This window comes from Pseudoalteromonas sp. L23 (genome assembly GCF_021728455.1).
Lineage (GTDB): Bacteria > Pseudomonadota > Gammaproteobacteria > Enterobacterales > Alteromonadaceae > Pseudoalteromonas.
This window is the reverse complement of the sequence record NZ_JAKKCW010000016.1, coordinates 45,420-65,978: the sequence shown is the minus strand read 5'-3', so window position 1 is coordinate 65,978 and position 20,559 is coordinate 45,420. Positions and strand designations below refer to the sequence as shown.

21 protein-coding genes and 1 pseudogene are annotated in these 20,559 nt (G+C 44.4%); 11 read left to right on the top strand and 11 right to left on the bottom strand.

The features are described 5' to 3' along the window. Nucleotides 1-5: 5 nt before the first annotated feature. The 4 genes and pseudogenes from L3V43_RS20195 to L3V43_RS20180 all read right to left on the bottom strand — a co-directional run. A complete protein-coding gene (locus L3V43_RS20195; RefSeq protein ID WP_102057699.1) occupies nucleotides 6-581 on the bottom strand; it encodes a hypothetical protein in 576 nt (191 codons plus the stop codon). A 271-nt stretch (nucleotides 582-852) separates the two neighbouring features. Continuing rightward, nucleotides 853-1,092 (bottom strand): phage integrase N-terminal SAM-like domain-containing protein, encoded by a 240-nt coding sequence (locus L3V43_RS20190; RefSeq protein WP_237117271.1) that lies wholly within the window; start codon nucleotides 1,090-1,092, stop codon nucleotides 853-855. A 153-nt stretch (nucleotides 1,093-1,245) separates the two neighbouring features. Further along, entirely contained in the window at nucleotides 1,246-2,217 is a 972-nt protein-coding gene (locus tag L3V43_RS20185) for a transposase (protein WP_102057698.1), read from the bottom strand. A 117-nt stretch (nucleotides 2,218-2,334) separates the two neighbouring features. Next, nucleotides 2,335-2,496, bottom strand: a pseudogene (locus L3V43_RS20180) (tyrosine-type recombinase/integrase); the annotation flags it as partial. Nucleotides 2,497-3,029: 533 nt separating this feature from the next. Here L3V43_RS20180 and L3V43_RS20175 point away from each other — a divergent pair. After that, nucleotides 3,030-3,173 (top strand): hypothetical protein, encoded by a 144-nt coding sequence (locus L3V43_RS20175; protein ID WP_158299133.1) that lies wholly within the window; start codon nucleotides 3,030-3,032, stop codon nucleotides 3,171-3,173. A 382-nt stretch (nucleotides 3,174-3,555) separates the two neighbouring features. Here the strand turns inward: L3V43_RS20175 and speE are convergent, their stop codons facing one another. Further along, the gene (speE, locus tag L3V43_RS20170; RefSeq protein ID WP_102057696.1) at nucleotides 3,556-4,416 is read right to left on the bottom strand and encodes a polyamine aminopropyltransferase; all 861 of its coding nucleotides are present in this window, start codon (nucleotides 4,414-4,416) and stop codon (nucleotides 3,556-3,558) included. A 220-nt stretch (nucleotides 4,417-4,636) separates the two neighbouring features. On the opposite strand from speE, the gene speA reads away from it, so the two are divergent. From speA to L3V43_RS20150, 4 genes are all read left to right on the top strand, one after another. Continuing rightward, nucleotides 4,637-6,517, top strand: a complete 1,881-nt coding sequence (gene speA, locus L3V43_RS20165) for a biosynthetic arginine decarboxylase (RefSeq protein WP_045964779.1) — start codon at nucleotides 4,637-4,639, stop codon at nucleotides 6,515-6,517. A 110-nt stretch (nucleotides 6,518-6,627) separates the two neighbouring features. After that, on the top strand, nucleotides 6,628-7,503 hold the full coding sequence (locus L3V43_RS20160; RefSeq protein WP_010378193.1) for an acyltransferase: 876 nt from the start codon (nucleotides 6,628-6,630) through the stop codon (nucleotides 7,501-7,503). Between the two features lie 15 nt (nucleotides 7,504-7,518). Further along, nucleotides 7,519-8,439: an acetyltransferase gene (locus L3V43_RS20155; RefSeq protein ID WP_017218365.1), complete on the top strand. Its 921-nt coding sequence runs from the start codon at nucleotides 7,519-7,521 to the stop codon at nucleotides 8,437-8,439. Continuing rightward, nucleotides 8,436-9,665 carry a mechanosensitive ion channel domain-containing protein gene (locus L3V43_RS20150; RefSeq protein WP_235368386.1) on the top strand — a complete coding sequence of 410 codons (1,230 nt, stop codon included), beginning with the start codon at nucleotides 8,436-8,438 and terminating at the stop codon, nucleotides 9,663-9,665. The genes L3V43_RS20155 and L3V43_RS20150 overlap by 4 nt, the downstream gene beginning before the upstream one ends. A gap of 24 nt (nucleotides 9,666-9,689) precedes the next feature. Here L3V43_RS20150 and chrA read toward each other — a convergent pair whose 3' ends face one another. Then, nucleotides 9,690-10,820: a chromate efflux transporter gene (gene chrA / locus L3V43_RS20145; protein WP_235368387.1), complete on the bottom strand. Its 1,131-nt coding sequence runs from the start codon at nucleotides 10,818-10,820 to the stop codon at nucleotides 9,690-9,692. Nucleotides 10,821-10,922: 102 nt separating this feature from the next. On the opposite strand from chrA, the gene L3V43_RS20140 reads away from it, so the two are divergent. Both L3V43_RS20140 and L3V43_RS20135 read left to right on the top strand, forming a co-directional pair. Beyond that, nucleotides 10,923-11,714, top strand: coding sequence for a transporter substrate-binding domain-containing protein (locus L3V43_RS20140; RefSeq protein ID WP_237117270.1), 792 nt, complete (start codon nucleotides 10,923-10,925; stop codon nucleotides 11,712-11,714). An 83-nt stretch (nucleotides 11,715-11,797) separates the two neighbouring features. Then, complete coding sequence (locus L3V43_RS20135; RefSeq protein ID WP_010378204.1) at nucleotides 11,798-12,424, top strand: OmpA family protein; 627 nt, start codon at nucleotides 11,798-11,800, stop codon at nucleotides 12,422-12,424. A gap of 69 nt (nucleotides 12,425-12,493) precedes the next feature. Here the strand turns inward: L3V43_RS20135 and L3V43_RS20130 are convergent, their stop codons facing one another. The 4 genes from L3V43_RS20130 to L3V43_RS20115 all read right to left on the bottom strand — a co-directional run bounded on the left by L3V43_RS20130 (nucleotide 12,494) and on the right by L3V43_RS20115 (nucleotide 14,069). Next, nucleotides 12,494-12,820, bottom strand: a complete 327-nt coding sequence (locus L3V43_RS20130; protein ID WP_235368389.1) for a helix-turn-helix transcriptional regulator — start codon at nucleotides 12,818-12,820, stop codon at nucleotides 12,494-12,496. 19 nt (nucleotides 12,821-12,839) lie between these two features. Next, nucleotides 12,840-13,253 (bottom strand): hypothetical protein, encoded by a 414-nt coding sequence (locus L3V43_RS20125; protein ID WP_010606830.1) that lies wholly within the window; start codon nucleotides 13,251-13,253, stop codon nucleotides 12,840-12,842. Nucleotides 13,254-13,495: 242 nt separating this feature from the next. Then, entirely contained in the window at nucleotides 13,496-13,840 is a 345-nt protein-coding gene (locus L3V43_RS20120) for a rhodanese-like domain-containing protein (protein WP_010606829.1), read from the bottom strand. Between the two features lie 37 nt (nucleotides 13,841-13,877). Continuing rightward, on the bottom strand, nucleotides 13,878-14,069 hold the full coding sequence (locus L3V43_RS20115) for a DUF2892 domain-containing protein (RefSeq protein ID WP_045987806.1): 192 nt from the start codon (nucleotides 14,067-14,069) through the stop codon (nucleotides 13,878-13,880). Nucleotides 14,070-14,164: 95 nt separating this feature from the next. Between L3V43_RS20115 and L3V43_RS20110 the strand changes: the two genes are divergently transcribed. Genes L3V43_RS20110 through L3V43_RS20100 form a run of 3 tightly spaced genes read left to right on the top strand, consistent with a single transcriptional unit; the run spans nucleotide 14,165 to nucleotide 18,827 of the window. Further along, a complete protein-coding gene (locus tag L3V43_RS20110) occupies nucleotides 14,165-14,470 on the top strand; it encodes a metalloregulator ArsR/SmtB family transcription factor (RefSeq protein ID WP_010606827.1) in 306 nt (101 codons plus the stop codon). A 15-nt stretch (nucleotides 14,471-14,485) separates the two neighbouring features. Then, nucleotides 14,486-17,791: an efflux RND transporter permease subunit gene (locus L3V43_RS20105; RefSeq protein WP_237117269.1), complete on the top strand. Its 3,306-nt coding sequence runs from the start codon at nucleotides 14,486-14,488 to the stop codon at nucleotides 17,789-17,791. After that, nucleotides 17,781-18,827 (top strand): efflux RND transporter periplasmic adaptor subunit, encoded by a 1,047-nt coding sequence (locus L3V43_RS20100; protein ID WP_237117268.1) that lies wholly within the window; start codon nucleotides 17,781-17,783, stop codon nucleotides 18,825-18,827. Before L3V43_RS20105 ends, L3V43_RS20100 begins: the two co-directional genes overlap by 11 nt. Nucleotides 18,828-18,844: 17 nt before the next feature. Here the strand turns inward: L3V43_RS20100 and L3V43_RS20095 are convergent, their stop codons facing one another. Next, complete coding sequence (locus L3V43_RS20095; protein WP_237117267.1) at nucleotides 18,845-19,522, bottom strand: nitroreductase family protein; 678 nt, start codon at nucleotides 19,520-19,522, stop codon at nucleotides 18,845-18,847. Nucleotides 19,523-19,673: 151 nt separating this feature from the next. On the opposite strand from L3V43_RS20095, the gene L3V43_RS20090 reads away from it, so the two are divergent. Continuing rightward, complete coding sequence (locus L3V43_RS20090) at nucleotides 19,674-20,555, top strand: ABC transporter ATP-binding protein (protein WP_010606823.1); 882 nt, start codon at nucleotides 19,674-19,676, stop codon at nucleotides 20,553-20,555. The last annotated feature ends 4 nt before the right edge of the window (nucleotides 20,556-20,559 follow it).

The following is a 20,559-nucleotide window of genomic DNA, read 5'->3' as shown; positions in this document are numbered from 1 at the left end:
CTTTATCAATGCGTTGTTAGGTTTTGTTTCATCGTTATAATTTTGCTACGGCAAAAGTTCTTATGGTCAAGCAACCATGACGTGGGTGAATCATCTAAGATTACTTCGGGAGTTAATATAACAAACTCTTTGTGGTGGGAGTTTTCTACCATATTAAGAACGGCTTTGCTCTCCCCTTGCAATGCTTCGATATACATACGACTTTTAAACGTTTCTAAGCGTTCGAATTTGGAGAAAAACGCATAAACTGCAGCGCGCGTATCGGAAATGTCATAGTCGATGAGGTCTTGACATATCTTGATGGATTCTTCTGCTATCTTTTTCTCAGTCAATGAGACTTTTTCAGAGAGCCTAATCAGTTCCTCAGTTTTAGAAATGTTTGGATTGGCGATGAGTTGCTTTGCTAATTTATATGTGATTTTGGCGTGATTAGGGCTCATCTGATCCACTGAAGTTATATGGCCTGAATTGAATATGAGCTCTTCTTTGGTTGGCGCTGGGCTTTCCACTTGAGGTTTGCTGTGAGCGGCTGGCGTGATCAAGGCAAACGAAAGTATGAATGTTCTTAGTCCTATCTGCATATTAAATCTCCTTTTTAAATTAGAAGATAAATATAGCTTTGCGGAGCAAGGAAATAAAATTACTGAGGAGCAAAATATGCTCCTCGGCAGTGCGTTACTTTTCGAAAGCACGCTTCATAAAGTTAGGTGTCGTTAATGCCCCCTTATGAATACTTGTGTTGTAGTGATGAAAACAAGAAAAACAAGTGACACCTATCGCTATTAACACCACAGCTGAGGAGATGAAGTAAAAAAGTATGAAAGCACTTCCATTGCAAGTTAGTGTTGGGTGTCAGCGATTTACAAGATTAGGACACAAATCCTGTTTAATTATTTGCTTATACAGAAAAGATAATGCATTTAACGCTGTCGCTTGTGTTTTAGGCGACACATTACGTTTAAGTACAAGGTAGTCGAGATATTCGACAACCTCGTTATCGCCCATTGAAGCTGGGTGACGCTTATCATTAGGAAAATAAGCGACACCCATCACTATTAACATCAAAGTTGAGGAAGTGAAGTAAAAAAGCATGTAAACACTCCAATAATTTTGGTCAAAAACGTTTATCGATAGGTTATTTTTTAGCGCTCAAGCGTATCTCTACACTAAAACTGGGTTATCGCGCACGACAACGCGCTGCAAATACAACAGTAAGAAATTCTAGAATTGAGAATGTGAGTTTTGCTAAGCCAACAAGCGCTCGCAGTTTGTTAGGTTTGTCCGTCGTCGTTTTTGCAGTGTTTCGCAGTAAGCGGTTATTGTTCGCTCTCGACCAACGGCACCGTGAAATACCCGAGAAAACTGCGTAGTGAGTTTTATCCAGTTCTCAGGCTCTATATTGAGTCGAGTGAGTATGGGTTGTGACTCAAAAATATAGCCTCGTTTGTCGGCGCGAATACATTGGCCTGTGAGTTCAACCAATTCGATATAAGACTTGAGCTCAAAAGGCAGGCCTTTAGGCATACGTTTTCGTGGGCTGCCAGCAAAACGTAGTAGACTTTTTGGTTGATTACCCCGTTTAGCGTGGTCGATGCGCTTTTTGATGCTGGTGTGGTCTGAGGTTTCAGGCGTTGCGGCGATTTTGGCTCTAATGGGGTTTAAGTCTACGTAAGCGAGACAAGCAGCCAGTGCGGCTTCATCCAGTAATGCTTGGGATTTAAATCTTCCTTCCCAAAATCGACCTGCGCAATTATCTTCTTTATTTGCTCGGCGGGCGATATCTTCGTTGAGTACTCGCATAAACCAGCTAATGTCTGCGAGCCTTTCTCTGTATTTGGCGACATGCTCATTGAGTATCAACTGCTCCGACTCATTGAGTGGCTCACCTTCAGTAAACTTTTGGCTTATCCAATTGCCCTTAAACAACTTGTGCCACCGTATTACAATCGCTTTATCCGACAGGCGCTTAGCTTTTTTATCATCAACATATAAAACAATGTGAGTGTGATTACTCATCACCGCATAAGCACAGACATCAATACAAAACACAGACCCCAACATCAATAGCTTTTCTTCAGCCCAATCACGACGGTGTTCGTATGATTTTCCGGTAAATTTATCTTCACCGCACAGAAACGCACGCCTTACGCAACGGGAGATACAGTGGTAGTATTTGGTGTCGGTTAAACTGATTTGTCTTTTACGGGCAGTTGCCATAGTTTGGTTTCCTCAATCCTTTGAGTGCAGAATTAAAGCGTAGGCGGTATATTTGGAAGGTGCAAATTAGTGGTGGGTGTCAGCGATTTACACCTCAGCGATTTACACCAAAACAAGCTAGAAAATTTTGCTCAAAGGGCTAACAACACCGTTTGCGCCTTGCTGTAAAACATGAGTATATATTTGCGTTGTCTTCACATCGGAATGACCAAGTTGAGCTTGCACGGTTCTAATATCTGCACCACTTTGTAGTAAATGAGTAGCTAATGCATGTCGCAAGCGAAAGTTAGCATTAATAAAGTCACAAGAATCACACACAGGTGAAGTTGAGAAGGCGAAGACAGAAAACGTGACGCTGATACAGCATTGGCCTTGCAGCATTGTCGAGCAGGTATCTTGCGGCTAATTGGCGCATTCAAGTTAGATGCAACAACGACCAAAGTAGACCGAACGAGTTAGCAGCTCGATAGCTGCTCAAAATCAATTAGTTAACCTGCTTAATTGTTCAGGCTAGCTGCCTCTGTACGAGTAAAAAATATAATTGCTTATTAAGGCAAATTTAGGTGTAATGAATACATAATAAGCGCTGAGCAATGCAGGGAAAGCTTACATAACACTAGCTAGGAAAGTGAGAGCCTCCAAAAAGCCTATTTTTTCTAAGTAAGCTATAGCATAAACAACACCAACTCTGTCACACCGAGCAGGTAGCGGCTCAGTCCAACAAGTGATTATGCAACACAAACTGCGTGTCGCATAAATACTAAAATGTTAAGGCTAAGTAACTTCGCGTGCGGTTGTTTTAAGGAAGATTTATGATTAATGAAATTAAAAATTGGTGGAGCTCAGTACCAAAAGCCCAGAAAACGGGCCTGATTGTGTTAGCGGCATTTGTTGCGGCAGCTCTTATCATGAGTTTTGGAGTAATTATTGGCTCATCTCTGGGCAAGGCGCTCTAAAGTTGTTGCCTTTGCAAAAAGATATATTTGAGCAGTTATGGCAAAACGAGCTACCAATGTCGTTGTTAGGTCTGGAACATGTGTCATCAAGCGAGCGAAGTAGTCATAACAAGGTCAGGCACAGCGACGGCTTTTCTGTTGCGGCTTCACCTTCACTACAAAGCCGCGCGTGCTGGCGGCGCTAGCCCATAGAAATTTTTATGCGAAAGTCATCTAATACAGCCGGCGACCGAAAACGTTTTTGTCCAAAAACGAGCTAGAGCGAACGTCTGTTGTTCGCTCATAACTTCAGGTCAGGTGAAATATTAACCGAACCATCAAGGCTGTAGGAGCAGATATGAGCTACTACACTTTAACAATTAAGTTTATGTTTTGATTCGGTCTACTTTTCGAAAGCACGCTTCATAAAGTTAGGTGTTGCTAATGCTCCTTTATGAATACCTGTGTTGTAGTACTCAGTATCAAATGTTGCGTTATCAACATCTTGCTCGCGGAATCCGGCAAACTTTTCATCTTTACGCGCCATCGTTGCTGACCACAGACCGCTTGGGTAGATCGGCTGTGGGAAAGGCAGGGTTTGCAGATCAACAAAGCCTACTTCCAACATTGCATCGCGCATTTCTAGTAGCAACGGCATGTGCATCAGTGGTGATTCACTTTGCTGGATCATGATACCACCAGTGCGAAGCGCTGCTAAACAGCTCTTGTAGAATGCGTGGTTGAATAAACCTTCACCAGGGCCTACAGGATCGGTGCCATCAACGATGATAACGTCGATAGACTCTGCTTCGGCTTCACGCATAAATTTGATGCCATCATCAAACATTACAGTTGCGCGAGGATCGTTATTAGACTCACAAAGCTCAGGGAAGTATTTCAAAGACATTTGCGTCACAACTTCGTCGATATCAATCTGAGTTACTTTTTCAACGCCAGGGTGCTTTAATACTTCACGCAATGTGCCACAGTCGCCGCCGCCAATGATCACAACATTTGTAGGTGCTGGGTGCGAGAATAGCGCCGGGTGACTCATCATTTCGTGATAGAAAAAGTTTTCACGCGTGCTCACCATAGTGCAACCGTCAATGATCATCAGGTTACCAAAATCCGTCGTTTCAAACATTTCTACTTTTTGAAAAGGTGATTGGATTTCGTCTAATTTTTTGTTGACTCTAAGTGAAAAAGCGCTGCCATCGCGGTCGCTAATTTCTGTAAACCAACGGTTTGCTTCTAAGTTTGCCATGATTGTGTTCACACTTGATAAAAATTAAGGCAATTCTGCCAGTGCTTGCGCCTTTGCTCAATCAATTTTAGTCAACATTTTGTACTTTGCCTCATATTAGTTCTAATCAACCATGGCCGATTTATAAGGTTTGTAAGCTAATGAAAACGCAACTTTAGGTCGCATTGACTTGCCTCGCGTATTAGAATGAAGCTTTATAAAGAATTAATTGAGAGCAGCAATGACTTGGGGTCTGCAAACAGCACGTTCTATCTATAACGTTACTCACTGGAGTGACGGCTATTTTGATATCAATGAACAGGGCCAGTTAGTGGCGTTTCCTGATGGTGATCGCACTAAGCCACCAATTCTTCTTTCAGAGTTAACTGAGCAATTTAAAGCGCAGGGGCTAACTTTGCCGGTTTTGGTACGTTTTACCGACATTTTAAAACATCGTGTCGATACCTTGACTCAAGCATTTACTGCCGCACGAACTCAACGTGATTACCAAGGCCAGTACACCTGTGTTTACCCAATAAAAGTGAATCAGCAGCGCTCGGTTGTCAGTAAGTTATTGGCTCACCCGAGCGGTCTTGTTGGTCTTGAAGCCGGTTCTAAGCCTGAGTTGATGGCAATTTTGGGTGTGGCACACCAACCTATTACCATTGTCTGTAACGGCTACAAAGACAGTGAGTTCTTGCGCTTAGCTTGCATTGGTCAAGCGATGGGCCATCAAGTAAACATAGTCGTTGAAAAGCTCTCTGAACTGGATACCTTATTACAGGAAATCGACGATTTAGGCATTGAACCGTCGATTGGTATTCGTATTCGTCTTAATTCAGTTGGTAAGGGCAAGTGGCAAAATACCGGTGGTGAAAAAGGCAAGTTTGGTCTTACTGCTAGCCAAGTGCTGCAAGCGGTTGAGCTACTTAAGTCGCATAATCGTTTGCACTTAATGCAGTTGGTACACTTCCATATCGGCTCGCAAGTTGCCAATATTCGCGATATTCAACGTGCGCTTAAAGAGTGTGCGCGTCACTATGCTGAGCTATACCAACTAGGTGTTCCGCTGCGTATCGTTGATGTTGGCGGTGGCCTCGGAGTGGACTACGAAGGCTCAGGTTCTCGTAGTTCATGCTCTATGAATTATACGGTGGCGGAATACGCGAAAAATGTGGTGCATGCTTTTCATGATATTGCGGAGCTTAATAACATTCCGCATCCGGATATTATTACTGAATCTGGCCGAGCATTAACTGCCCATCACGCGATGCTGATCACGGATGTGATTGACGTAGAAAAAGCGCCAAATCAAGTTGAACCGGTGCAACCACTAGATACCAGCCCATTGGTGTTGCAAGAGTTATGGCATTCGTTGTCACAACTAACCCCTCGCATGGCTTTAGAAACTTATCATGACGCTATGCATTTGTTCAGCGACGCACACGACCAATACGTGCATGGTTTGATCAGCATGCAAGAGTGGGCGCAGCTTGAACAGCTATACTTCACGACACTTCATAAAGTGCGTGAGTGCTTAAATGAGAATGCGAGAGCACACCGAGAAGTACTAGACGACCTCAATGAAAAGCTGGCAGATAAACTGTTTGTGAACTTCTCGTTGTTCCAATCACTGCCGGATGTGTGGGGTATTGACCAGCTATTTCCGGTGATGCCTATCGACAAGCTCAATCAGCCGTTGACGCAAAGAGCGATTATTCAGGACATTACCTGTGATTCGGACGGTCAAATCAACAGTTATGTTGAGGGCGCGGGTATCGAGTCAAGTTTACCCATTCCTGAGTATGTGCCGGGAGAGCAATATCACGTTGCGATGTTCTTGGTGGGAGCCTATCAAGAAATATTGGGTGATTTACATAACTTATTTGGTGACACAGACTCAGTACACGTTGAGCTTTGTGATGAGGGTTATAAACTCACTAATGCCATCAAGGGCGACAGTGTTGAAGATGTACTGCGCTTTGTTCATTATGACAAAGCGGTGTTATCTGAGAACTATGCACAGCAAGTCGCGGCGTTGTCGTTGCCAGAGTCAATTAAAGCTCAGTATTTACAAGAGTTAAACGCCGGACTTGAAGGTTATACTTACTTCGAAGATTGATTTCTAGATAGTGAAATGGAATAAATTATAGCCGACCAACTGGTCGGCTTAATTGTGTGTGATTTTCAAGGTATGATACAGCTCTGCCGTAAAACACGATGAGGGAATGAATGTCGTTTATTCGTAAAGTGATCAGCATCTTGCTGTACGCCGTTAACACTATATTTTGGTTTATACCGATCTTTATTTGTGGCTTGATTAAGCTACTGCCCATCCCACCATTGCAAAAAGCCATGAGCTATATTGCTAAAGCGTGCGCAAGTAACTGGGTCGCGTGTAATTCAGTGAGCCAAAACCTCATTGCGCCGTATACGCTCAATGTTAGCGGATTGGATGAGCTTAAACGCAAAGACTGGTACTTGGTTATTGCCAACCACCAAAGTTGGGTGGATATCTTAGTGTTGCAGCGAGTGCTTCATGGCAAAATCCCGTTTTTGAATTTCTTTTTGAAAAAAGAGCTGCTTTACGTACCCGTGCTAGGTCTTGCTTGGTGGGCGCTCGATTTTCCTTTTATGACGAGAACCAGCAAGTCGCAATTAAAGAAAAACCCTAAATTGCGTGGTAAGGACATAGAAACGACGCGAAAAGCATGCGAAAAGTTTAAAACAATGCCAGTGAGTATTGTAAACTTCGTTGAGGGTACGCGTTACACCGAGTCCAAGCATAGTAAGCAGAAAAGCCCATTCACACACCTGCTTAAACCAAAAGCGGGAGGCATCGCGTTTGTGATGCAAGCCATGGGTGAGCAAATCAGCAAAGTGGTGAATGTCACCATCCATTATCCCGGTGGTGTACCAACTTTTGCAGACTTTATCGCTGGTAAAGTGAAGTCAGTAGATGTTCAGGTGGAAGTAATGCCGGTCAGTGCAAACTTGGTCGGCGACTACACGAATGATCCCGAATTTAGAGTGCGTTTCCAATCCGAATTAAACGCCTTGTGGCAAGCCAAAGACGCACAACTTGTGGAGCTTGCCGATAAAAAGTAGTAGAAGGATGTTGTGATGTTAAAACAAATACTACCTAAGTGGTTTCTCGGGCTATCGGCCAGTGTGTGGCTGCTGGTGAATACCTTTGTTTGTGGTTTATTGGTGCTATTGTTTGGCATCATAAAATTGCTTGTGCCAGTTAAGTTTATCTCTACAGCACTGCACTTTTTTTACGGTATGTGGTGTAAAGGCAATTACCTCGGTTTGCGCATCGCGTGCGACAAAATACAAGTGAGCTTGCCAAAAGAATTACACGCTCAAGGGTGGTATTTATTAATTTCCAATCATCTTAGCTGGCTTGATATCGTTGTGCTTAGCGCCATGGAGGTACTACCTGCACCTAAATTTTTCTTAAAAGATGAATTAAAATACGTGCCTTTCATTGGTACTGGTGCATGGGCGATGGGCATGCCATTTATGAAACGTGCGAGTAAAGCGCAGATCGCCAAAAACCCTAAGCTTAAAGGGATGGATGTAGAGCGTACCAAAGCCAGTTGTCGCAATTTTCGTGATCATCCCACAACGGTAATTAATTTTGTGGAAGGTACTCGTCATACTAAAGCCAAACATGCGCATCAAAATAGTCCGTTTAAGCATCTGCTCAAACCAAAGGCGGGTGGTGTAGCGTTTGCCCTAGAAGTGCTATCTGAGCAACTTGACGGCATGCTCAACGCGACTTTGGCTTATGAGTTAGAGGGTGAACATATTTGCCGTGCATTTACGCTTGGACGCTTGGATGCAATTGATGTAAAAATAGACTACATCGCGATGGAGAAAGTGCCACTTGGTAACTATCAAGCCGATAAAGCTTACCGTGTACAGTTTCAGTCTTTTATGAATGAAGTCTGGCAACGCAAAGATTGCCAACTCGAAGCGCATTGGCTGCATTCGACTGAGCCAAATGACACGCTCAATGAGGAGCTAAAACAGCTATGAAGTTTGATCACCTTCATGATGTCGTTCAACCGTGGTTAAAAGAGCTACCGCAGGGCACTGTGATCAGTGCGTTATTCACCAATGGTGTCGCGGTTGTTGGGTTATTGCTTTTATATTGGGTGATCCGCCGTTTAGTGCTACCCAATGTAGAAAACCTCGCGCGCCATATTTCACCGCGTAAAATTGGTCACCTTTCCCCTCAGTTAAGTAAATTTAGCGGCCGCTTTGCCTTTGTATTGTGTTTACTGGTTTTTTCCGCCTACCACGAGCGTCTATTTGTCGCGCCTGCTTGGGTGTTTATCGTGATGGAAACACTAGTGTACGTTATGTTGGTGGTGTCATCTGGGTTTTTATTTAGCAGTTTAGTCAATTTAGGGAATGGCGTTTATAACCTCTTTCCATTCGCCAAAGAAGTGCCGATCCAAGGGATTATTCAAGTAATTAAGCTACTGATATTTATAGTTTGTTCTATATTGGTGGTCAGTATCTTGGTGGATAAATCACCGACCTATATTCTTTCCGGTTTTGGTGCTATCGCTGCAGTTATTATTTTGGTATTTAAAGATACGATTTTGGGGTTAGTTGCGAGTATTCAAATAGCGGCCAACCGATTGGTAACCACTGGCGACTGGATCCAAGTTGACGCATTTGGTGCAGACGGCGAGGTGATAGATCTGGGGTTAAATACCGTTAGGGTACGTAACTGGGATAACACCGTCACCACCATACCAACTTATATGTTGATCTCTGATTCATTTAAAAACTGGCGTGCCATGCAAGAGTCAGCAGGACGCCGCATCAAACGCGCCATCCATATTGATTTTACTAGCATTGAGCCGTTGCCTGAGCAAAAGCGAGCGTCGCTAACCGAGCAATATCCACTACTGGAAAAACTTGAAGATGTACCAAGCGATATCACCAATTTAGGCTTATTTAGACGCTATGCAGAGGCCTACTTGAAGCAGCATGATGCCATCAATCAAGATTGTTTATGTATGGTCAGGGAACTTGCACCCACACAACATGGCTTGCCTCTAGAGTTTTACTGTTTTAGTCGCGATAAACGCTGGGTGTTTTATGAGCATCTACAAGCCGATATTTTGGACTACATGCTAAGCGTAATGCCAGCATTTGGGTTACGTCCATATCAAAGCGTGAGTGATTACTTTGGCGCACACCGCGTGAAAGTGCGCGCCGGTAGCAAACCAGACGCAACTTCAGAATAATCATCAAGGCCACTCAAGCGTGGCCTACACACTTCCTGCGATAACCCCAAACACCATAAAGGCAATAAGCAACTGCCATATCGCGGGCTTTAGCCATTTTAGTGCTGCAAAGCCTAATACCACCGCGGTGATATCGAGCAAACTATGCACCGCAGAAAGCCAAATTGGTTGATAAAACGCAGCGGCTAAAATTCCCACAACACCTGCATTTAAGGCCGCGCTAATACTTGCAAACCGTGGCAATGCAATAAGTGATTGCCACTGTTGGTTAAATGCCCACATTAACAGTAGGCCCGGCAAGAAAATAGCGAGCGTCGCAATCGCTGCGCCCAAAATGGGATGGGTATTGTCGACAACGGCGCCTAAAAAGCTTGCGATGGTAAACATCGGCCCAGGAATGGCTTGCGCGGCAGCATAAGCCGTTAAGAAGGTTTCTTGCGCGACCCCCTCGACACTGGTTTGTAGCAGCGGCAGCACGACGTGACCACCGCCAAAAACCAAAGCACCTGCCTGATAAAACTCGGCAAATAGTTGATTTGGTAGCGCGGCAAAGGTTAACGCAAATAGGCCAATAAATAGCGCAAATACAGACCAGTTGATTTGGCTTTTTGATTGACTCGGTTTACTTGGCACATTGCTGAATGAGTAAAAGCAACCCGCGATGACAAGCGTCATAAGCACACCCAATTGCGCGCTTAAGTTCGGCAGCATCAACAGCGTGAAGGTGGCGAAAAATGCGACGAATTTGAGTGCTGTGGTTTTACAAAAGCTTTTCGCCATACTCAGTACCGCATCGGCAACGATAACAACAGCAAACAACTTCAACCCATCAATGACATTCAACGCAGTGCCCGAAAGCTGCTCAGCGGTTAATGCCAGCATGATCATGAGCAAAAAAGACGGTAGCGTAAACCCTAAAAAGGCGGCGATCCCTCCTAGTATTCCAGCTTTTTCTAAACCAATCGCGAATCCGACTTGGCTGGACCCCGGTCCTGGCAGTATTTGTGACAGGCTGATCATACTGGCATAGCGCTCGTTACTCAGCCATTTTAAGTTATCGACAAAGTGTTTTTTAAAGAACCCAAGGTGGGCTGCAGGTCCCCCAAAGCTCGTACATCCTAATAACAAAAACTGATAAAATATTTTCAGAAACATAGTGTACCTTGTGATATTGTTAACCTTGTATCCTCACATTTTTATATGACATATTTATGACTTTTGGTGCTGGTGCGCCTCAGTTGGATAAGTATTATGCGAATGACTTTTTTATCGCCCTGTTTACTTTTTTTGTTGGCGAACTTCTCTTGTTTTGCTCAGCAAATTAATGTCGCTGTTGATCACGCGCCACCGTATAGCATTATTGAAGACAATGGTGAAGTGGAAGGTTTAATCTTAGATATATTGGCAACGGTGCAGGCTCAGGCTGGTGTTGATTATCAAATAAATGCCGTTCCCTGTCCTTTCTCTCGCTGTATGCGGATGATAGCGCAAGGTGAGGTAGACGTCATGGGTGGCTTGATCCGTACGCCTCAACGAGAAAAGTTAATCGACTTTGTCGAGCCCGCCTACATGGCGCTGACATCTTCGTTTGTATTCTACGCTAAGCAAGACAGCGATATTCGGGTGGAACAATATACGGATCTTTATACCAAGCGGATTGCGGTGATGCGTGGCGGCGTTTTTTATCCTCGCTTTGATGAAGACCGTCAACTCAATAAAGTCCCTGTGTTTAGTGAGCAAGTGGCGTTTGATTTATTGCTTAGAGGACGTGTTGACCTTGTGATCGCAGTTGAAGACACCGCTGAGGTGGCGATGGAAGTGCTTAGTCAGCCCATTGAAAAGTTGAAAAAAGTCTCCTATCACCACGCTCAGCCGATTTATGGTCATATGGCGATGAGCAAACGCTTCAGCGGCACCGAGCTTGCGCAAACCATTCGTTTAACGATGAAGCAATTGGCTAAGAGAAAGCAGCTTGATGCTGTGGTTGCAAAATATAAACTGCCACCAGTTTCTGAGCATATAAGCGACTTAGTCCCTGCTCACCCTTAAAAAAACCAACAAGGCTTCAGCCAGAGTTAATTGTTTATTGCAACAATATAGACAATCAAGTTGAAACGAACTCAGGTGGGAAGATGATTGCAAGAAATATGTTAATTGGTGCAGCTGTTGTGGTTGCTTTGTCTGGATGTGAAATGAATAACACAGGTAAAGGTGCGGCGATTGGTGCTGCAACCGGTGCGGTGTTAGGTAAAGCTACAGGTAACCACAAAGATAAGCGTCTTGCCATTGGTGCTGCGGTTGGGGCAATTGCAGGTGCCGCGATTGGTAACTATATGGACAAGCAGGAAGCCGCTTTTAACCAAGAGCTTGCTGGTACGGGTGTTGAGGTTGTTCGTGAAGGCGATCAAATGCGCTTAGTGTTGCCATCAAACATAACCTTTGCGACAGGTAAGTCAGCTATCAGCCCTGGTTTTTACAATACACTTCAAGGCATTGCACGCGTGATGCAGCAGTACGATAAGACATTCTTAACGATTGTCGGACATACAGATTCTACTGGTTCAGCGAGCTTCAATCAGACTTTGTCTGAACAGCGCGCAAATAGCGTAAAGCAGTATTTATTATCACAGCAAGTACTACCTGCGCGTTTGTACGCAGAGGGCATGGGTGAGTCTCAGCCAATCGCGAGCAATAGCACCGAGCAAGGTAAGGCACAAAATCGCCGAGTCGAAATTAAAATTATTCCAAACCGCGCGTAAGAAAAATCAAGGAGTGCTATGTTTGAGCACTCCTTTTTATGGATTTCGGCTGCTATAAGAATAAGGTATTTATCGAATTATCAGATAAATCAGGCCTGCGCCGATAACGCCCCCAACGCTTAGGGATAGGATTGCAGTAAACAAGAATAAATGATAACTCACTGTTTTTTCTTCTTTGTTTTCTTTATTATGGAGCATGTCGGCCAAGTCAATAAGCTTGGATTGGGAGATTTCAAACACCGCACACAAGCTCATTACAGTCTCTTTACTTGCTGTCCTGTCGCTCTCGACGCGTTGAATTGTGCGTAGACTTACTCCAGAGGCATCTGCTAAATGTTGCTGAGTCCAACTCTTTTCGGTTCGCAACAGCTTTACTGTATTATTATTTATTTGCATTATCTCCTCCTTGACGAACTTAAAGTACGGTGCTGCCGTACCAGCGTCCCAAGTAGTACGCGAGAGTAAATATACAAAAACCTGCAACCAGGCCGTAGCCCATAAAAGTGAATATGACCTTGGCTAAGGTCAGTTGATCGTTCAGAGGGGTACTTGACTGGCGACCAAGTATTTTTTTTCCTTTGAGTAGTAGGCACTCAGTTTCAAAAGTAAACCCGTTAATTAAACAAAATCTAGCTTCATAGGCTTGATCTGCATAAGTAAATTTATGGGTACTATCACCGAGTAAGTGGCGTTTTTGAGAAACGCAAACATCGTCGACGAAAACATATTGAGTGCAATTTAATGCATTTGCACAACACGTAATTTGATGATCTCCATCTTGGAAATACACTTTGTAGGTGGCTCTTTCTAGCTTTTTTAAGTCAGACATATTGAACTCCCGTTAAGTTGTTGTCTCCACTGTGCCTGTTTCTCCATTAAAACACGCCGACAAGCTTACGTCAGTGCTCAAACTGTCATATGACAATAGATTTATAAAATTAATTAACTTAATGATTTAAATACTTTTATAGCGAATGTTAAGGCTGGGTAAGAAATGGAAGTCAGAAAAAGCACTGAGCCTAATAAAGTTTTGTGACTCAGTGCCTCAATAAAAAGAAGGTCATAATGTGCTTAAAGCGTGTCACACACCACTTCAGCTTTGCAGGTAATTACGCTGACATTGGTGTAACCGATACGAGTTAGTTGCTCTGCGGCAAAAATAGCACGACCACCAGCGGCACAGTGTAAATAAATTGGTCTGTCTGCGTCTTTTTCCAGCTCTGGAAGCTTAAATTCTAGCAATCCTCTTGGGATATTTACCGTGCCGTTGGCTGCCTTTTGACTGTGTTCAGCCGGCTCTCTCACGTCGATAACCAGACCATTGTTTTGTGCAATCTCTGATTTTGCTTGTACCGCGTCAATGCAGCGTTGATTAGGCTTGACTGTCTTTAATACATCTTGGGCAGATATCAGCATATATAGCTCCTTATTGGGTTATCGGTTTCATTATGACTCACCTTTCCTGAATGCCAAGTTTCTTCAATATAACGATCATAGGGCACCAGTTTGTAAAAGCAGACTGCACTAAATTGACACAAATAAACACACTAAACCAAACCCAATGTGGGTTGACAAAATGTGTGAGCAGTAAAGAAATGGCAAACATAACACCAGCGATTAATCTAAGTAGAGGATGTAAGGTCATAATGAGTGTCACCTTTAATATTAGGTGTTTCTAATATTAGACATTGCTAATGTTTGTGTCTATACTTTAAGCGCATTTATTTTTTGGGAGTCAACATGGATCTTCAGCAAATGGCGCAAAATGCCGAACAGGCAGAAGCCTTGTTAAAGCTTATGGCGAATAAAAATCGCTTGATGATTTTGTGTGCATTGCAAAAGCAAGAGCTCAGTGTTAGCCAGCTTAACGAAATGGTGCCGTTAGCGCAGTCTGCCTTATCACAACATTTAGCCAGCATGAGAAAGGCACAAATCGTGGCGACTAGGCGTGAGGGAGCGACGATTTATTATCAGGTTAAAGATAGCCGAGTCGCTGTACTACTCGAAAGTTTATATCAGCTGTTCTGCGCCTCAAGTGCAGAGTAACTAGGAACGACTGAGATGCAAAAGTTAGATGGTGTCATTCGGTATGCTCTACAAGGCAGCTTGCCAACGATTATCTTCTTGTGCGCTGTGGTACTTGGATTATTTGCATTGCAAATGACACCACGAGAGGAAGAACCACAAATAGTGGTGCCTATGCTGGATATTCATGTGTCGGTACCAAATACTGCCTCACCAGAAGTGGCACGATTGGTCACCACTCCACTTGAAAAGTTACTGCTGCAAATTCCAGGCGTTGAACACGTCTATTCTACGACCCAAACCGGCGGCACGGTTGTTACTTTAAGGTTTCATGTGGGTGAAGACAGAGAGAAAGCCATTCTCAACACCTACACTAAGCTGTATGCCAACCAGCATACTATGCCGGGAATTGTCACTCAGTGGCAGATCCGTCCGGTAGAAGTCGATGACGTTCCGATTCTTATGCTTGGACTGACAAGTTCCAAGCCGCAACTATATGATGACTACGCGCTAACGCGTTTTGCACAAGAGCTAGCTATCCAGTTACAGAGCATTGCAGATACCAGCGAGGTTACGGTTATTACCGGGCGCACGAGAGCACTTAGGATTGAGTTGAACTTAACTGCTCTTGCCGCACATCAAACAACACCAATGGATGTTTTAGGTGCTATCCAAAGTAGTAATCTAGTGACACGAGTCGGGCAAGTGACGGCAGGTAGTAACACAATTGCCTTTGAATCAGGTGATGTCCTTCGTAATAAGTCGGCACTTGAAGGGCTCACGGTGAATGTAATTAATGGTCGTGCCATTGTTTTAAAAGAAGTTGCTCGGGTTATTGATGGTCCTAGTGAGCCCGATAGCTATCAGTGGTTAGCAAGCAGCGACAGCCAGGCTGATGCACCATTAGTGACGATTGGCGTGGCGAAGCAAAAGGGAAGTAATGCGGTAACGGTTGCAGAGCAAAGTTTAGCGCTTGTGACCCAGCTACAACAGGAGCTCCTTCCTGCTGAGGTATCGGTAAAAGTATTAAGAAACTATGGCGAGACGGCCAATGACAAAGTCAATAACCTTACCTCTAGCTTGGCCTTTGCGGTATTTACCGTTGTGATATTTGTCGGTGTATTTTTAGGTTGGCGGCCTGCCATCGTTGTTGGTCTTGCAGTGCCAATTTGCTATGGCATTACACTTGGGTTGGACTTTGCGTTTGGTTACACCATTAATCGGGTCACCTTGTTTGCGCTTATTTTGTCGCTGGGATTGTTAGTCGATGACCCAATCACTGGGATTGATAATATTAGCCGCTTTATTCATCGCGGCGCGGCAGCTGACACAGATCATAACATTGTCGCTGCTATGGTCGAGATCAAATCTGCGCTTTTGATGTCAACGTTAACTATCATCATGGCGTTTATTCCATTGGCGTTTATTACTGGCATGATGGGCCCATATATGGCACCCATGGCATTTAACGTCCCTGTTAGTGTCATTGCCTCGACGTTAGTGGCTTTTTTAGTAACGCCTTGGCTATCTAAAAAGCTACTCAAAGCGGATTCAAAAACAAGTGAAGTCGCGCCTCAAGACTCGTACTACAGCAAAATCATGCTGCCAATTTTACAAAACACCCGCAAAGCCAAATGGTTATTATGGGGTGTGTTAGGGTTATTTGTTGCGAGTGTGAGCCTTCCTATTTTTAGGGCCGTACCACTGAAATTGCTGCCGTTTGACAATAAAAGTGAAATCCAAGTACTGATAGATATGCCTGAGGGAACCAGCCTTGAGCAAACGGCCGCAATGGCGAGGCAAGTACAGCAAATCGTTTGGTCAGAAGCTGAAGTGACCGACATCGCCGCTTTTGTCGGTAAGCCTTCCAGTATGGATTTTAATGGTATGGTGCGAGGCTATTATCGTCGTAGTGGTACGCATCTTGCCGAACTTAGAGTCTTACTGGTGGATAAGCGTGAACGCGAACATCAATCTCACGCCATCGTCATGCGACTGCGTGAAAAGCTTCAGCCTTTTAACCAAACTTTGACGCAAGTAAAAGTGGTGGAAGTGCCGCCGGGACCTCCGGTATTAAGTACACTCGTTGCTGAGGTTTATGCAGATCCGTTTGTTGCTCGTGAAACGCAAGAGCAAGCAGCCCAGAGGTTAGCACATCGTTTAAGGCAGGAGCCACATGTGGTTGAGGTTGACACCTCAATGGCTTCGCCAACATGGCTAAAGCGGTTTGTGGTTGATAAACAAAAGGCTGCGTTATCAGGTGTGGCCACAGAGGATATTAATCAATCTTTAGTGGTTGCAAGCAGCGGCATGTCAGCAGGCTTTTTATATACTCAAGGTGAGGTCGCAACGGTGCCCATCGAGTTAGGTGTGAGTTACGCGCAGCGTAATCAATGGCAAAACGTATTAGCGATGCAAGTTCGTGGTCGTCAGGAGTTGGCTAAAACCACTCAAGAATACGGCTTAGAGCAGGCTGCGAGACCCCTTGTGGCGATTGGTGAACTGGGCGAATTAACATCTATTCCTACGGCTCCCGTGATCCTTCGAAAAGACCTACAAGAGGTGATTTATGTGTTTGCGGAGCTAAATGGCCGCACGCCAGCTGAGGTGATTGCCGATGTGGTTGCGGATGAAAACCAACAGATAACACCGAGCAATTGGACATCTCGCACCTTTTTACACAGTGGCGGAGGAGTCACTTGGTCAATGTTTGAGGGAACCCATTATACCTTTAAAGGCGAAGGTGAATGGCGCATTACCATAGATGTGTTTAGAGATATGGGGATCGCATTTGCGTTTGCACTGGTGGCGATATTTATCATCCTGCGGGTACAAACGGCATCTAGTAGCTTATCACTTATCATTATGTCGGCTATTCCCCTCACTATGATAGGGATTATGCCGGGTTTTTGGTTACTCAACCAGTTTGGTGAGCGTGTGGTTGCAGGTGCGCCTGAGCCCGTGTTATTTACAGCGACCGCGATGATAGGGATGATAGCGCTGGCCGGAATAGTGGTGAGAAACTCCCTGATTTTGGTGGAGTTTATTAATCAGTCTCGAGCGGCTGGTATGGCACTTATCGATGCATTGATTGCGGCGGGAAGTATAAGAATGCGACCGGTATTACTTACAGCAGGTACGACGTTATTAGGCAATTTAGTAATTATCTTAGATCCCGTTTTTAGTGGCCTCGCCCTTGCTATTATCTTCGGGATCATTGCTTCAACGTTATTTTCACTGTTGGTCGTGCCTATCGTTTACTATTTAGTATTCAAATCATCATCGACACCTAATCAACCCCTTAATGCCTCATCAGTTCAGGAGTCTTCTCATGTCTCGTAATAAAATCTTTATTCCTGTTCTTGCTATTTTTTGCCTATTCTTGATGGTCGTATGGCTTGCTGGTGGATTCCAAAATAAGCTAGCTCCGGGCAATAAGTCCGAACTTCCCGCCTATCAAGGAACACGTTATACAGTACAAAAGTCGCTGATTGCGATGATTGAACAAGTTCCCGCGAGTGTGGTCGCAAAAGAAAATACGTTAGTGTCCAGTCGGTTGTTGGCGGAGCTTAAAACGCTTAACGTCAGAGCCGGTGATAAAGTCACTGCGGGACAGCTGATAGCAACACTCGATGATGCAGAGCTTAAAGCAGAGCTGCAAAGAGTGGCAGCGCAGCAAGCGGCGAATTCAGCTAAGCTAGAGCAAGCAACTAAGCAGTTAGTACGCAATAAATCTCTTAATGAAAAAGGGCTTATCGCGATTAACCAAGTGGATGAGTGGCAAGCCACAGTGAACGAGTTACAAGCGCAAGATAAGGCATTGCAAGAAGCGTATCGTAGTGCTGAAGTCGCGCTGGGTTACACGCAAATCACAGCCCCTATTTCGGGTAAAGTGGTGGCGCGCTTACAAGAGCCGGGCAGCATGGTTAGCCCCGGTGGCGCCATTATTTCGTTATTCAACCCATTACAATTGCAGATTGAAGCGCCAATTCGCGAGAGCCAAGTTAAGCATATTCAGCTAGGAAGCGAGATTAAGGTACGCATACCTGCGCTAGATATAAGCCAAACCGCGCGAGTGTCGGAAATGGTGCCAATTGCCGACAGCCAAGCGCGCAGCTTTATTATTAAACTGGATATGTCTTTGCTGCAAAATGTGGTGCCTGGCATGTACGCGCTGGTTGAACTTGTGCTTGGCGAGCAGGCGGTTATCCAAATTCCAACTAATATGATCAGCAAGTATGGTCAATTGGCGATGGTTGAGGTAATAGAAAGTGGCCAGCTTCACAAACGCTACCTCAGGTTGGGCGAAGAGACAGGTAATAAAACGATTGTTATTAGTGGCCTAAACGAAGGTGATCAGCTAGCTGTGCAGCGATAGTTAGCTGATCCGAACTTTTAAATAAAGGAAGCGATTTCGGCGAGTGATTTTTTCACTGTTGCGTGCTCTGGAATAGTTGCATCATCACTTGGATAACCCGCAATCAATAACATATAAGGACGTTCGTTATCTTTATCTCTACCGCACAACTCGCTTAAAAAGCTCATAGGTTTAGGTGTATGGGTCAGTGTGGCAAGTCCTGCATTATGCAGAGCTTGGATAAGAAACCCAGTAGCTATCCCAACCGATTCATGGACATAGTAGTTGGTATTTTTGTCTTCCGCGTGGATCCCACCTTTTTTCTGACTAAAAATAGCGATAAGCCAAGGTGCATGTTCTAAGTAGGGTTTTTGTGCATCTGTGCCCAAAGGCTTTAGCGCGTCCAGCCACTCATCTCCCGCACGGCCTTGGTAAAACGAGCGCTCGAGGTCTTCGGCTGCAGCTCGGATCTGTTTTTTCTTTTCTGCGCTGCCAATCGCCACGAAATGCCATGGCTGGTGATTTGCACCACTAGGGGCAGTGCCCGCCGCTTTGATACAAGTTTCGATGATTTCTTGCGGTACTGGGCGGTTGCTAAAAGCACGGATACTATGACGTCTCTTACTGTTCTCCAAGAATGCTTCCGCACGACTTAGCATTTCCTCGTGAGGGTATTCAATAAAATCCGTCAATGGGTGGTTGGCGTGATCTTGCATGTTAGTTTTCCTTGGGTGTTGTAAACTAAGAATGCTTCTTAGTGTTTCAGTGTTTACTTTTATTTGCAATTGATATGTTTATGTTAATTGTCACTAACCTAGGGAAATGTTATAAAAAGGACAATAATAAAAATCCGGACAGGAAATAAAAATGCTCGAAATCTCAGGACTTTCAAAAACCTATGACAATGGCGTTCATGCTTTGAGAGGTGTAAACCTGACTATTCCAAAGGGAATGTTTGGTTTACTCGGACCTAATGGCGCTGGTAAATCTTCGTTGATGCGCACGATTGCCACATTACAGTCGGCAGATGCGGGCACTATACAGTTCGATGGTGTAGATGTTTTAAAGGAGCCAAAGGCACTTCGTGCACGTTTAGGCTACCTGCCGCAAGACTTTGGTGTTTACCAACGCGTTAGTGCGTATGATTTATTGGATCATATGGCAATCCTAAAAGGGTTAAATAATAAAAAAGAGCGTAAAGAAGCCGTTGACGGATTGCTCGCACAAACTAACTTATATGATCACCGTAAAAATGCGGTAAGCGGATTTTCCGGAGGTATGCGTCAACGCTTTGGTATTGCACAGGCACTGCTTGGCGACCCTGATTTACTCATTGTGGATGAACCGACGGCGGGACTAGACCCAGAAGAACGTAATCGTTTCCACAATCTACTCGTTGGCTTAGGTGAGAGTAAAGTAGTCATCTTATCAACGCATATTGTAGAGGATGTGTCTGAGCTATGTCCGAATATGGCTGTATTGGCGAGCGGACAAATTTTACTTGAAGGTAATCCAATTGCGCTCACCGAGCAGCTACAGGGGAAAATCTGGCGTAAGTCGGTCACACTTGCAGAAGCGAAAGAAGTAGAGCAAAACTTACCGGTTATTTCTAAGCGATTATTTGCGGGACAGACCTTACTTAACGTATTTGCAGATCAAGCACCTGAAGGTTTTGAAGCGGTACCTGCCGATTTAGAGGACGTCTATTTTTCTACTCTGCATACTCATCGAAATAATCAAGCAGCGTAAGGAG